Consider the following 14,478-nt stretch of genomic DNA (forward strand, 5'->3'; position numbering starts at 1 on the left):
GAAGGCAGAAGGGAACCCACGTTTAAAAACGTGGGATTGAAATAAGGACACCTTGTGTCTCGTGCTACGCATCTCGACACAAATCTTTTTATACTAGTGGGCTTTAAACCCACAACTAAAGTTTTTATTAATACTTCTTTCCTTCTGCCCTCTGCCCTCTGCCTTCTGCCCTCTGCCTTCTGCCTTTCTTTGTAAGACTGGAAAGGCATTGACCAATACTTCGACGTCGCTCAGTACAAGTGACAAAGCGCAAAGTCTGAGCGGAGGTTTCCTCCGCTCAGAACTTTGTAAGAGAGGACAAATGACAGCCTTCACCAGTTAGCTTTAATTGCGCCGACCTACTTAATGCTGCTGCAAAGTGTTCTTGAGTTAGACCCGTTATTAGGCGAAGTTCGTGGATAAATTTGCACGTCTGGGGGATTCCTATCTGATACCAGTGACCAGAAGCAAATCCCAGTTCTTCATAAAAAGAAAAAGGACGCTCAGTATTTTCAGCGATCGCTTCAGTTACTAGCCTAATCAGCAGAAATCATGTATTTCAACCACATCTCTCGTAGGGGCACAGCAGTGCTGTGCCCCTACCGCGTGGTCTATTTACTTTTCTACCCCCCTAAAGTTCGCGTATAAATTATCTGACCTTGGGAATCATAGAGGAAAAGGGACAGGTTGGCATTGTCACTAATTACAGCTAAAGCTTGCCGTAAGATTTGTAAGTGATTGGTGACATCAACACCAGTATCCGAGTTCTTAGAATCAGGATTAGCCAAGTTATTTTGCCTTACTTGGTCATACTCAGGGGTTAGCCGGACAATAATTCTTGTGTTGTCTATGCTAAATGTGCAAATCCGAATTCCATTAATACAGGTTTTATCTAAGTCGGTGCGGGTTTGTTGCAAACTACTAACAACTTGGAGTTTTTCTTGTGCTTGTTTGAGGGCTGCTGAATAGGGTTCGATGAGAGACTGAGCTTGAGTGTAGTACAAGCTATCTTGGGAAACTTTTTTAACAGTTTGCAAAGCCTGATCCCAGTATGTCGCTGCTGCAAGCCATTGCTTTTGTTGCTCATAAACTTTGGCTTGCTTGGCACTGTTAACGGCTTGTTGGTAGGTTTTAACAGCAAATTGTTCTTTTGTAGCGCGATCGCGTGCTGCAACTAGTTTAGGTTTATAATCTATTAACAGCTTTTGGGCTTCTTGGTATCCAGCGCTAGTTTGGGGAATGGAATTCAAGGCATTAACTACCACTAGCCAAGTAGACTGCACCTTTTGCCATTCATTCAAGGATTTAGCAGTAGTTTCTCGGTTCTCGGCTGCATTGGCTACAGATTTTGCTGCTGTTAGTTTTTTCAGCCATTTTTCCTCAGTAAATATCTGTTGATTTACAACGTGCAAACGGACACGATAACTAAGTAATTTCCCTTGCACCAGTCCATAGAGTTCACTACTGGAACTTATAGTTTCTAGTGGCGCTATAGCCTGTCGCCATAAGTGCTGCCTAGCTTGTAATTCCTCTAGGCTATATGCAACTTTTTGTGCCGCCAAGGATGCCATCTGCAAAGCCTTGACCACCTGGTTGATTTTTTCTGATCGTCCAGACAAAGTTGCTTTTAGTTCTTCTGACACCTGGTAACGGGGCGACCAACTAGGAATTACATTCAGGGCTGTACTGGCTGCTGCAAGTTGCTGTTGTACAGCTACTAATTCTTTTTCAGAGTTGGCGCGGCGCATCAGTTGGGGAGATTTTGTTTTTAATTGCTCGGCATTTTGTATTTCTTTACACTCGGACATCACACAAGGGCGAGTCAATAAGTAAGTACCACCGCCTAAGACTACAATTCCCATCAATGCTGCACCCAGTAGGATAGGTTTGACTTGGAATGCTGGCTTTGAAGCCGACAAATTCGGCGCATCTGCAAACGGATCAAAGGGTTCCTCCTCTTTAGTCTCATCGATTAATGGAAAATATGTCAGAGATGATGAGGGGGATGAGGGGGATGAGGGGGATGAGGGGGATGAGGGGGATGAGGGGGATGAGGGGGATGAGGGGGATGAGGGGGATGAGGGGGATGAGTAGGATATTGCTTCCTCATCTCCCCCTGCTTCCTCATCTCCCCCTGCTCCCCATCCCCCCTTCTGCTTCAACGCTAAGAAACATTTGGCATAAGGGAGTTGTTCGCCAAAAACTCTGAGGAAACATTGCACCCTCTGCTCTTTATGGGGTGCTAAAGACTGAAGTACTTCCTCAATTACTGCAAAAATTAGTTGAGCGTCAACTATTACATCTGATGTGTGTTGCGTTAAAATCATTAATTCGTCTTTCTTGACGGCACACTTAACCTCGAAGACTTCAGCCGTTGAGACTTCTACAAGTAATTGTTCCTGCACAGTTTTGGCTAAAAGCTGCAAATCTTCCTGCTGGACTGCTACTTTCATAGAGCTTTCCCGCTAAATTTCTATATTGTTTTGATTATCTTTAAGGGGATGAAATGAACTTTCTCGGTTTGTTGAATGCAAATGCACACTTTAATCAATCACAGCCTGAAAATCTGAACGACCAACTTTCTAACACAAATTCTGACTTTTCACCAAAAATTTAAAAAGCAGTTATTGTTCGCGCCGCTACATTTTTACAGTGCTAAATGCAAAAATAAATAATCTATCTTTAGTTAGATATAAATTACAACTAAAAAATGGGAATAATAGATTTTTTGAGTATTTTCACTGGATTATTTTGCGACAATTAAATTCACTGGAGCCACTGGTGTGCAAAATTCTGGTTGCAGAGCAGTTGTGACAAAATTATCCAAGGGTTAAGAAAAGGATGCTGTGTCAGAGGGTTTTGACAGAAATGCTAGTTATCTTCTATGCTGGAAAACTTACTAAGGAGATTAATTACGTGTTGTGGCTCTGGCACACACAGGTTGACTATCAAAATTAATGTGCCTCATTTGCTGAATTCGATAAAATTGATCCGTGAAAAATAAATTTTTATAGCTGCCAAAAGCTTAATTCTGCAATAAAGGTGCTGCAAAATATTAAAACAGCACTAAGCAAAGGCTTGGAAAGTGTCAATACAAGGTGTATCAATGGATTTATTAGAGTACCAAGTTAAAGAATGGTTTGGGAAGATAGGCATTCCTGTATTGCCCTCGCAACGAATTGACCATCCTACAGATTTGAAACGTTTAAAAATTCGTTTTCCAATTGTACTGAAATCTCAAGTACATGGAGCGGAACGGGCTAAAGCTGGTGGAGTCAGGTTTGCGGAGACGACTATCGATGCGATCGCAGCTGCTCAAAATATCTTTAGTTTACCAATATGGGGCGAATTGCCGGAAGTTGTGCTGGCAGAATCCCAATACGATGCTAGCCAGGAATTTTATCTAGCGGTGGTTTTAGACACTGCTGTTTGCCGACCAGTACTTTTAGGTTGCAAAGAAGCAGACATCGATTGGGAATCGGCTGGGGAAAAAATGCACTATGTCGTTGTAGATCAGGAATTCTCGCCATTTTATGCCCGACGACTGGCTTTGAAAATGGGTTTGCAAGGAACGCTGATGCAGTCGGTAAGCAGCGTTGTCCAGAAGATGTATCACTTATTTGTGCAAAAAGACCTGGATTTAGTCGAAATAAATCCCTTGGCAGTCAGTGCAACTAGTCAAGTTATGGCTCTTAATGGTAAAGTCAGAGTCAACGAACGGGCGATCAAGCGTCATCCCGATCTTGACGAGATGGCGGCAAAAATTATTAGCCGTCATACCAGTACTGAAATCAACGGTATTTTGGGCGACTGGGATGGTGTGCAAATGCATGGAAAAATCGGTATATTAGGTAATGGTACTGGTTCAGTGATGGCAACTTTGGATTTAGTCGCTAACGCTGGTGGCAAACCAGGTGTTTGTTTGAATCTACGTCATGCTTTCCTCACAGATACTACACCAACTACCTTCCGCGATCGCCTAGAGACAGGTCTGAAAATCCTGGAGGCTGACAAAAGCATTCAAGTAATACTAATTAACTTTATGGGTACGATTCCTCAAACTGAGGAAGTCACCGAAGTTATAGCCAGAGTTGTGCAGCAAGACAACAGCGAACTTCAATCACAGGTTGGACATTCTAATGGTAGTAAAAGTCGGCGAGAGCGGAATTTTTCACCCTTAGTTGTCCGCCTTGCTGGTTCTGAATTTAATGCTGCTAGAAAATATTTAGCAACATTAAAAACCCACAGCGACGCGCTTCTGGTGGTAGAAGATTTAGATGAGGCAGTGGCGGCAGCAGTTCGCCTTGCTAAACCAACTGCTAATAAAACTGCTAATAAGAAGTAGTCATGGCACTGGGTTGCCAAACTTACGGTAATTTTTTATGAACCTAACGCCAGACAGCAAAGTATTAATTCAAGGCTTTTGTGAATTTATATCAGGCACTCATGTTGCTCAAATGAAAGCTTATGGCACGAATTTGGTAGCTGGTGTAAATCCTGGATGCGGCGGACAGGAACTGCATGGACTGCCAGTATTTGACTTAGTAGAGGAAGTAATAGAAGAATTTGGGACAATTGACACGACAATTATTTGTGTAGATCCTTACGACGTTTTGGATGCGGCATTAGAAGCGATCGCATCTCATATTTGCCAGATCATTATTATCACTGCTGGCGTGCCGCCTTTAGATATGGTGCAATTACTCCGCAAAGCCGAAGCCTGTGAAACTTTGGTAGTCGGGCCAAATAGTCCGGGGATCATTGTGCCGGGAAAAATTCTTTTAGGTACTCAACCTAGCGAGTTTTATACCCCTGGAACAGTGGGGATCGTGAGTCGTAGCAGTACCCTCACTTACGAAATCGCCTACGAATTGACAAAAGCAGGTTTGGGGCAGTCGATTAGTGTCAGTATTGGTAGTGATGCGATCGTCGGTTCCTCCTTTCTCCAATGGTTGCAAATTCTCGATGAAGATGAAACTACACAGGCGATCGTTTTAGTCGGTCAACCAGGTGGTGGTAGTGAAGAAGCAGCAGCCCGGTACATTGCTGAGGCAATCGATAAACCAGTAATTGCCTACATTGCAGGCAAACACGCACCACCAGGAAAAAGTTGGCGTGAAACTGGGACTTTAGCAACCGTTATCGGACGCGATCCTAACTTTGGCACAGCCCAAAGTAAATTAGCTGCTTTCAAAGAAGCGCAAGTTTCAGTAGCCGAACGTCCTTCTCAGATTCCAGAATTATTGAGAAAGGAGATTAACTTATAGATATAGGCGTGAAAAAGAATGGAGAGACGTAGCAGTTGCTCCGTCTCTACTGATTGTTAATGAATAGATGTTAAAAAAAGCTTCTGTACGTTTAATGTTAAAAATCTTAAATGAGAAAAGGCACAAGGAAGAATTGTTAACTCATCCCACGGCTTGAAGCCGTGGGATTTCGAGTCAGATGATGTCCGGGCAATTAAGCATAATACCGGAACCCCACCCCGCAAAAGCTGCGCTTTAGCTCCCCTCCCCGCAAGCGGGGAGGGGTTGGGGGTGGGGTTCTTTTATTATGGGTAACTTGGCGGACATGATATAACTAGTCATTGGTACTAATGACTAATGACCAATGACCAATGACTAATGACTAATGACTAAATCGGTGTTCTAGTAGAGTGTCACCCCTTGATTATAAGCATCTACAAAACTCCTGTGGTCATACTCGACTTGAGTTGCATAGTTTACCGCAAAATTAACGATCTCATCTTTGAATGCAGCCTTATTACCGCTAACAATGTCAGTCACTTCTTTGTCAACGCTTACGGGAATAATCGCAGCATCATAGTCTTTATCAGAGATTGCATGGTTCTTGGCAACGACTTTCCCTGCATACCCCATCGCATCCATGAATTTTGACTTAGTGGTTAGCAAAGTATAGTCAAAGTCCACTTGGTAGGGTGATTTTTCATGCAGCATAAAGGGGATGCTACTGACCGTAGTGTAGCCAACCAAGGGATCAGTATTGGAGAGCATTGCTTTCATGGCGATTGTCACCCTCGCCCCTTCTTGGTTTCCGTAAACTGAAGTTGGCAGCAGACCTGGAACTGCGATCGCTACGGCGCTACTGCCTTCCTGCTTCATCTCCAAAATGCGATCGTCGTCGGCTGCTAAACTTGGACCCTCAATCAGCAAGTAATATCGGTACTTACCAAGATTACCAATGCCTGAACCTAATTTGAGCCGAATGTCCTTGAGGGTGTAGTAACTATTGTTGTAGCGCTTACTGCTAGGAATTGAGGAGATGTAGCTGCTCATCGCCCCAGCAATGTCGGAATAGGTGCTGTTGGATACAGGCTGGAGTTCCGAGGTTGTCTGAAAGACTCGATTATTACTGTTATTTAACTGCGTGTAATTACTCAGCAAGCTAGAACGGCTGTTGTTTGATGCCTTTTGAATCAAATCTTTGACCACACCGTTCGTATTGCTGGATTCCAAACGGTATGACAGTTCATCATTGCTTCCCTTAAAGTCACTCATTTTGTTCAGATAAGCATCCAAGAAATTTCGGACAATATCTTGAGCATCACTTGAGCTAAGACCGTTCTCTTTAGCTGCCAATAGAATGGAGACTGCCATCCGTCGCAAGTCCCAAACGTAGGGGCCAAGATAGCTTTCATCAAAGTCAGTGGTGTCAAAAACGTTGTTGTCGTTGCTATCTCTGATCCCCCCAAGATTTTGCAGATGCATATCTCCCTCTAACCAGATGGCTGAGGTTGAAGAATTCACAAATCCTGAACTTGGTAAGGTCTGCATATCACGATAAAAAATGTGAGCCGTCCCCCGATAAAAGGCGAAAGGACCAACTGTCATCTTTTGCATTTTCGTTGCCAGTTCTTGAGGCAATTGAGAAGCAAAGGGATGATTATATTGGTAAATTTCATTCTTCACCCAAGTTAAACGGGGAGTTGCAGCTTGAACTGGAGATGCGAACCCCAAAACTAAAATTAAGATAAATGCGATCGCAGATATGTATTTGAGCATAATAGTATCTTAGGCGTAAAAAAGTTGACTCTTGTTAGACTCATGTGTAAAGGCAATCATCCAACAACAATTCTTTTACCACCTTGAACCATAACTTAGAAACTGATTTAAAGCACAATGCAGCAACTATTCATACCAAAGAATTCAAAAAGGTAAAATTATAAAGAACCATCAGAACGTAATCATGTCAGCTATTCAAACAACTGTGGTTCTTGCCATGACGGCCGATGGAAAGATTAGCGCCGTAGATCCGAAAGCACCTCGTGATTCCGATGTAGCTGATCAAGCACACTTGGAGTATCAAGTTTCCCTTGCTGATTTAGTCTTGGTAGGAGCAGGGACGATTCGGGCTGAGGGGTCAACCTATACAATTCGGAATCCCGAACTGTTGGCAGCACGTAAGGTTCGGGGTCAGCCTCCCCAGCCCATTACCTGCGTTGTCTCAGGTTCCCTAGACCTATCGCTGGACTTGCCTTTTTTGAGCCAGGACATTGAGCGATGGATATTTACGACACGGACTGGTTTGGAGCGCAATTCTGATGCAACAACCTTGCAAAAACTGGCTGAATTAATTGATTTGGGAGATACAAACCTGGACTGGGATCGAGCTTACACCTTGATGGCAGAGCGGGGTATTCACAAAGTCGTTGCTTTGGGAGGCGGCTCTTTAACAGCTTCTCTAGTGCAAGCAAAGCGAATTGACGATTGGTGGTTGACAATTTGGCCTGTCATTTATGGAGGAAAGCACGCCCCTAGCCCAGTGGAGGGAGAAGGTTTTGTTCCCAATGCTGCTCCTCATCTCCAACTCGTCGAAACTCGTCAGGTTGGAAGTGAGTTGTTTTTACACTACCGTACACTCTACTGAGAATGCGCTGCTAGAATTAAGCGCGTTGATAGTGACCATTGGTGTCAACTTAAGCCCAAACTCATTTAAAACAAGTCGCAAGTCGCAAGTCGCAAGTAAGTTTTGTGACGGGGATTTACCTTAGGCTTCAATTCGCGCTGCTTGATAGAAGCAGGGGACTTAAACCCCTAAACTTAGTTAAAATCTCGTTTCCAGCCTCTTGCTGGAAATGCAACTCCTGGTGGCTCTGCCGCAAGTTACGGAGGCGGAGCCTCAATGAGGGGCATTCCCAGTCGGAGACTGGGAACGAGATAACGAGATAATCTGCTAAAAGCTGGTTCTAGGCTAGTTTTCACCTGATGTTGACACGCAGGGATACTAAAAAGCGCCCTCCCAATCTGGGAGAGCGCTTTTTAATTTAGCTAAACTTCAGAATTAACCGTTGATAGCAGGAGCGGTTAGAGCTACAGGAGCAAAATCACCAGCAGCCAAATCTAGGGGGAAGTTGTGAGCGTTGCGCTCGTGCATTACTTCCATACCCAGGTTAGCGCGGTTGATTACATCTGCCCAAGTTGCAATCACACGACCTTCAGAATCAATGATTGATTGGTTGAAGTTGAAACCGTTCAAGTTGAACGCCATTGTGCTTACACCCAAGGCGGTGAACCAGATGCCGATTACAGGCCATGCTGCTAAGAAGAAGTGCAAGCTGCGGCTGTTGTTGAAGGAAGCGTATTGGAAGATTAGACGACCGAAGTAGCCGTGGGCTGCAACGATGTTGTAGGTTTCTTCTTCTTGACCGAATTTGTAACCGTAGTTTTGTGATTCGGTTTCAGTTGTTTCACGAACCAAGGAAGAAGTTACTAGTGAACCGTGCATTGCAGAGAACAAACTTCCGCCGAATACACCAGCTACACCTAATTGGTGGAAGGGGTGCATTAAGATGTTGTGTTCTGCTTGGAACACGATCATGAAGTTGAATGTTCCGCTTATTCCCAAGGGCATACCATCAGAGAAGGAACCTTGTCCGATGGGGTATACCAAGAATACTGCACTTGCTGCTGCTACTGGTGCAGAATATGCGATCGCAATCCAAGGACGCATTCCTAAGCGGTAGGATAGTTCCCATTCACGACCCATGTAGCAGAATATGCCAATCAGGAAGTGGAAAATTACCAATTGGTAAGGGCCGCCGTTGTACAACCACTCATCTAGAGAAGCTGCTTCCCAAATTGGGTAGAAGTGCAAGCCGATAGCGTTGGAGGAAGGTACTACTGCACCAGAGATGATGTTGTTTCCGTAGATTAAAGAACCTGCAACGGGTTCACGGATACCATCGATGTCTACTGGAGGTGCGGCGATGAAAGCGATTACGAAGCAGGCGGTGGCTGCTAGCAGGGTGGGAATCATGACTACGCCGAACCAACCGATGTAGATGCGGTTGTTGGTGCTGGTGATCCACTCGCAGAATCGATCCCATACGTTGGCGCTTTCGCGACGTTGTAAGGTTGTTGTCATTGTTTTATAAATGCGATTGTTTGTGAATGAATTTAGGTAGGTTTGACTACCTGTTACACATCTTAAATAATTTATTTAGTTTTGTAAAGTACTTTCAGAAAAATTTTTTTCTTGGAATTTACGCATCCGTAACAGAAAATCCCCAATCTACTGAAAAAGGGGACTTTGGGTAAATTCTGTTCTATAAAAGTTTGTAAAAACCTCTTAACGAAACTAAACACTTTCTATGTTGCAAAAAAAATTGCTTTGTTGGGTGGAGGCTTTGCGTAACCCAACATCCTGATAATCAGTTGGGTTGCGCTCCGCTCCACCCAACCTACGTCTACTCTTAACGAAACTAAACACTTTCTATCTATATAACATATATTCTTCTTCAATTCACTGCTGGCTGCTTGGATATTGACTCTACACCTTGTAAAGGCGATCGCACAGATAAATAAATCAATGGCCCGAATAGCGGTATCAACGCTATTAACCAGAACAACTGCGGATTTTTCCAACCGCGACGCGCCATATCATCCCCTAGTAATGTGGGAAAGACTAGGCAAAGTAGGCAAAAATCTAAACTCATCACATTAATGAAGCGGTTGCTTTGCCACTGTTGTACAAAACTGCTCCAATCTCCTGCTGTTAAACCGTAGGCAACTAGAATAACCGTGGCTACAGTCAAGACAATCCCAGTCACACGAGAATCTAGCAGCTTGAGCAAGGCATTCTTTTTACCGACAAAATTATTATTTGGTTCTCGTAGGGCTAAGTACGGCAACAAGGCAAAAGCACCAACTGCGAAAGAGGCGATCGCAAATAACCAAGCAGGTATTTTTTGCCCTCTGCCATCAATAAACACAACTGCGCTGTAAATAAGAGGCCAGATGCCCATGAGGTTAAATAGTGCTATTACTAACGGGTTAACGCCTTGCCACTGGCCAATAGAAAGGTTTTTAATTAACTCGAATGTACCGGGTTGCTCAGGAGGAGCAAAGAAAAAAGCATAGGTAATGAATCCCAGCCACAGCACCCCAAAGGCAATTTTTCTCCCCATAAAAGATTTAAGTAGTATTAATTATTGATTTTGCCGCTAAAAATTGGGCTATCTGCTTGCTATTGTATTATTGACTGCCTAAACCAGTGCGACTTTTTGCTAAATATCAGATGATCCGATTAATCTCTATTTAAGGATTAAAATAACTGAAAGCTTCTGAGAGATAATCAGCAGCAGATGCTACGACTGCGATCGCACTTTCATAATCTAGGCGCGTTGGCCCCAAAACTCCCACACTTCCTACTGGTATTGAACCTCGGCGATAGGTGGAAGAAATTAAGGTGCAGGTGCGTATCGGTTCTAGAGGATTTTCTGCCCCAATGCGAACCGTTACCTTTGGCTTCCCCACATCCTCAGACTCTGGTTCTTCAAATATTAATCGCCATAGTTGGTCTTGTTCTTCTTCCAACAGGTGGATAATCGTTTGTACCTGCTGTAACTGGGAAAATTCCGGCTGGCGTAAAACTTCTGACACACCCCGAACCATAATTTGGGTTGCAGTCGGTGCAAGAGTGCGACGAGTCAATTCGGTAACTGAATTTTTTAAGAATTCTCCATAGCGTTGGAACTCTTGATCTAGTTCAGTCCAGTCGAGGTTGGCTAATTCCAACAGACTTCGCCCCCGTAAGTGGCTATTCAAAAAGTTAGAAACAATTTGCAACTCGCGATCGATGACTTCTGGTTCGCGTTGTGTCTCCTCTGGTATTGGCGACAAATCCATCAACTTGGAATGTGTTTCATAACCATCTGTTACCACAATTAGCATGATCCTTCCGGCTTCTATTTGCACTAATTGCAGATGCCGCACGATCGCTGTAGTGGTTTGGGGCATGGTAATCAAGCTAATGCAACCACTCAAGGTTGCTAAAATTTGGGCAGCTCCTTGCAGTAGGGTTTCTAAACTCCGATCTTCCCAGTGGAGAAGCTTTTGCAGTTCTACCTCTACTTCTCGCCCTAAAGTTTCGGTTCGCGTAGCATCTGTCTGCGACACGCTGCGCGAACGCAGAGAAGGTGTAATTAGCTGGTCAACATAAATGCGATAGCCTGAGTCTGAAGGTATTCGTCCGGCGGAGGCGTGTGGTTGGTAAAGTAACCCAGACTTTTCTAAAACGCTCATCACATTGCGAATTGTGGCTGAACTTACACCCAGGTCGTACTCATCAACCAAAGCTTTTGAACCAACCGGCTCTGCTGTAGCAATATAGTGACGTACCGTTGCCCAAAGTATATGCTGTTGTCGATTTGTTAACTGGACTTCCATAAGGCATCTTTTACTGAAGGCAAATTTTAATCAAACTCTGAAAAAATTTCTGGATTTGATCGCAAACAAAGATTATTAATAATTAATTAAGATACCAAATTATCCAGTTCTCTAATGATAAGTATTTTTAAAGTTTACGTGTTGATTTTTTGAGAGTGCGCTGGAAATAGGAGCTAGATTTATACTGCAAAAGCTGCCTTTACTCATAACAGTATTTTTGCATAACTTTAAACTTATAACAGTATTATTGAATACGTATTTTTCTGGAATAGATGATATATTTGAGTCGAAAAGCTCCGTAAATATATACTCACTAGCAAAAGGTGTAAAGTTTCCCCTCAAAACCCTAAGTTGATCTAGTCCTATTTTTACAATAGCAGAAGCCAGCTGGAAGAGTAAATCCCAGCTGAGTTATGGATTACAGTCAGAAATTAATACTGGGGAATTGAAGGGTCAACTAATAAGGAGTAAGCATCAATACCACCGGAAATATTTTGCACATTTGTAAAACCTTGAGCAATTAACCACTGGCACATTTGGGCGGAGCGGATGCCGTGGTGACATAGCACAAAAGTTTCAGCTTGGGGATTGAACAGATTGGGTACTTGATCTCCCCATTCGGCAAATTGACTTAAAGGTAGGTTGACAAAGCCCTCAATGCTAGCGATCGCCAATTCTTCTGGTTCACGCACATCTACTAGCTGAATACTTGGATCACTAGAAGATAGACGTTGCGCCAGTTCTTTTACACTAATTTGGTTCATCAGTTCCCTGTCATGAGGTTTTTGTAAACAGTCCTAATATTATTTATGGTGACAGAAAATCTCTGCCTTGGCATGAGCATCCATTCTCAACAGGGCTGATTGATTTTGGTAAGCTTTCTGTTTAAATGGCTGTAAACCGTCTTTTTTAATAGGTTTAATGTGAATAGGCAACGTTCATTTATCGGTTTTATCGTCGCTGGTGCGATCGCACTGCTAGTAATTGCGATCGCTAGCTTTTACTGGTTTTTCGGCAAAAGTCCGGCTAACCTCATTGGTTCTACCTCTGGGACTGGTGCAGCTATATTCGTGTCGAAACTTTCGCCTGTAATGGTATCATTACTGGCGAATCCTGACCGTTTGCAAGCGTTGAGACGGGAAGAGGAACTATCTAAACTCAAAACCAGTTTATTCGCCAAAAGTGGCATAGATTACAAACAAGACATTCAACCCTGGTTAGGGGACGAAATTACATTAGCGATCGCCACCTTAGATATTGATCGGGACTTAGAAAACGGACAGCAGCCAGGGTATCTCTTGGCACTAGCAACCAAGCAACCGGAGAAAAGCCGCGAGTTTGTTGAGTTGTTGTTTTCCAAACGGGCGTTAGCTGGAGCAACCTTAGCTGTTGAACAATACAAAGGCGTAAAGCTGATTTCTGACAATTCTCAACCAAAACAAGATTTGCTAGCTGGTGCTGTTGTTGGTGAAGGCTTTGTGTTGTTTGCCAACGATCCGAAGGTGCTGCGAGATGCGATCAATAACGTTCAAGCGCCCGATTTAAATTTGACTAGCTCTCCCGAATATCAAAAAGCTACCAAAGAACTACCCAAAGGGGGTTTAGCTGTAGCTTTCTTGAATCTTCCCATTGTGGCAAAATGGCAAGGCTTAGAGTTACCAGAAGAACTTTATAACAGCCAAATCATATCCTTGGCGTTAAACCCCAAAGGATTGCTAGCAGAAACCACCTTTCTGACTTCATCGGAAATTGTTTCTCCATCTGCACCGCTATCTAAACCTGTGGGAGCATTGCAGTATATTCCAGCATCAGTAGGTTTGGCAATTTCCGGCTCAAATTTGAGTAATTTGGCTAACAGTGATTTAGCTAAACTCTGGAGACAAGCAACAGCAACTATATATGGTTCTGAGGATGTGGTTTCTCGATTAGCAAAACCCTTGGCGGATATTCAAAAACGCTGGGGGATAAACTTACCAGAGGATATTTTTAGCTGGGTACAGGGAGAATATGCCATAGCATTGTTACCTGAGAAAGAGCAAACAACCCCCCATTGGATTTTTGTGGTGGAAAAATCCGAGGGTGTAGAACAAGGCGTTGCTCGTTTGGATGCGATCGCTTCATCCAACGGACTCAGCATCAATCCCCTGACTATAGATAAGCAAAAAATCTCCGCTTGGACTGAGTTAACTACGGCTACAAAAAAAACTGATGTTAAAGAGGGAACATCTTTCAGCATTGAAACAAAAGTGCGGGGATTGCATACAACTTTAGGAAATTATGAAATTTTCACGTCTGACTTAGAGACGATAAATGAAATCCTCACAACCAAGGATAATTCCATAATTGACAATCCCAATTTCAAAGATAGTATCGCTGCGATTCCCCGACCAAACCAAGGCTATATATATCTTGACTGGATAAAAAGCCAGAATTTGTTAGAGCGTCAAGTACCGATTCTTAAGCTAGTGGAAGTCTTAGGTAAACCATTTTTTAACAATCTGCGATCGCTCACAGTTAGTAGTTATGGAACTGAGGCGCGATCGCTCAAAGGTGGCGTTTTCTTCAAACTCCATAATTCGTGAGATTTTCATAAAAGCTGAAAGTGCAGAAGGTAAAAAATTATTTTGCCTTTTGCATTTTTTTGTACTAGGATATTTACGTAGTTATTCTGTAATATTTTTTTATTTATATTTCAGTACGGTAATTTCTAGCCACAGGAATCAATTAGCACGATTGATTATATTTCCAATTATTTCTAAATGATTGCAGTGGCCGCATCTCAGTTCAATGCTGATCATCGATTACATTTTAT

10 protein-coding genes are annotated in these 14,478 nt (G+C 43.2%); 4 read left to right on the plus strand and 6 right to left on the minus strand.

All coding sequences use genetic code 11. The features are described from left to right. Positions 1-602 precede the first annotated feature (602 nt). A complete protein-coding gene (locus tag V7K27_RS24355; protein ID WP_334950719.1) occupies positions 603-2,432 on the minus strand; it encodes a hypothetical protein in 1,830 nt (609 codons plus the stop codon). Between the two features lie 653 nt (positions 2,433-3,085). Here V7K27_RS24355 and V7K27_RS24360 point away from each other — a divergent pair. Then, positions 3,086-4,324, plus strand: coding sequence for a succinate--CoA ligase subunit beta (locus V7K27_RS24360; protein WP_334950720.1), 1,239 nt, complete (start codon positions 3,086-3,088; stop codon positions 4,322-4,324). A 37-nt stretch (positions 4,325-4,361) separates the two neighbouring features. Continuing rightward, entirely contained in the window at positions 4,362-5,246 is an 885-nt protein-coding gene (locus V7K27_RS24365; RefSeq protein WP_334950721.1) for a succinate--CoA ligase subunit alpha, read from the plus strand. A gap of 381 nt (positions 5,247-5,627) precedes the next feature. On the opposite strand, the gene V7K27_RS24370 is transcribed toward V7K27_RS24365, so the two are convergent. Then, positions 5,628-7,001, minus strand: coding sequence for a DUF2252 domain-containing protein (locus tag V7K27_RS24370; protein WP_334950722.1), 1,374 nt, complete (start codon positions 6,999-7,001; stop codon positions 5,628-5,630). 184 nt (positions 7,002-7,185) lie between these two features. Here V7K27_RS24370 and V7K27_RS24375 point away from each other — a divergent pair, with 184 nt between their 5' ends. Then, positions 7,186-7,866, plus strand: coding sequence for a RibD family protein (locus tag V7K27_RS24375; RefSeq protein ID WP_334950723.1), 681 nt, complete (start codon positions 7,186-7,188; stop codon positions 7,864-7,866). Positions 7,867-8,280: 414 nt separating this feature from the next. Here the strand turns inward: V7K27_RS24375 and psbA are convergent, their stop codons facing one another. The 4 genes from psbA to V7K27_RS24395 form a co-directional block, all read right to left on the minus strand. Continuing rightward, positions 8,281-9,363: a photosystem II q(b) protein gene (gene psbA, locus V7K27_RS24380; RefSeq protein WP_334950724.1), complete on the minus strand. Its 1,083-nt coding sequence runs from the start codon at positions 9,361-9,363 to the stop codon at positions 8,281-8,283. A 373-nt stretch (positions 9,364-9,736) separates the two neighbouring features. After that, positions 9,737-10,405 carry a DUF2834 domain-containing protein gene (locus tag V7K27_RS24385; protein WP_334950725.1) on the minus strand — a complete coding sequence of 223 codons (669 nt, stop codon included), beginning with the start codon at positions 10,403-10,405 and terminating at the stop codon, positions 9,737-9,739. A 130-nt stretch (positions 10,406-10,535) separates the two neighbouring features. Next, positions 10,536-11,666 (minus strand): heat-inducible transcriptional repressor HrcA, encoded by a 1,131-nt coding sequence (gene hrcA, locus V7K27_RS24390; protein ID WP_334950726.1) that lies wholly within the window; start codon positions 11,664-11,666, stop codon positions 10,536-10,538. Between the two features lie 431 nt (positions 11,667-12,097). Then, positions 12,098-12,430, minus strand: a complete 333-nt coding sequence (locus V7K27_RS24395) for a rhodanese-like domain-containing protein (RefSeq protein ID WP_334950728.1) — start codon at positions 12,428-12,430, stop codon at positions 12,098-12,100. 159 nt (positions 12,431-12,589) lie between these two features. Here V7K27_RS24395 and V7K27_RS24400 point away from each other — a divergent pair, with 159 nt between their 5' ends. Beyond that, positions 12,590-14,248 carry a DUF3352 domain-containing protein gene (locus V7K27_RS24400; protein ID WP_334950730.1) on the plus strand — a complete coding sequence of 553 codons (1,659 nt, stop codon included), beginning with the start codon at positions 12,590-12,592 and terminating at the stop codon, positions 14,246-14,248. Positions 14,249-14,478 lie beyond the last annotated feature (230 nt).

It is taken from the genome of Nostoc sp., assembly GCF_036919575.1.
In the GTDB taxonomy this organism is placed as follows: Bacteria; Cyanobacteriota; Cyanobacteriia; order Cyanobacteriales; family Nostocaceae; genus Nostoc.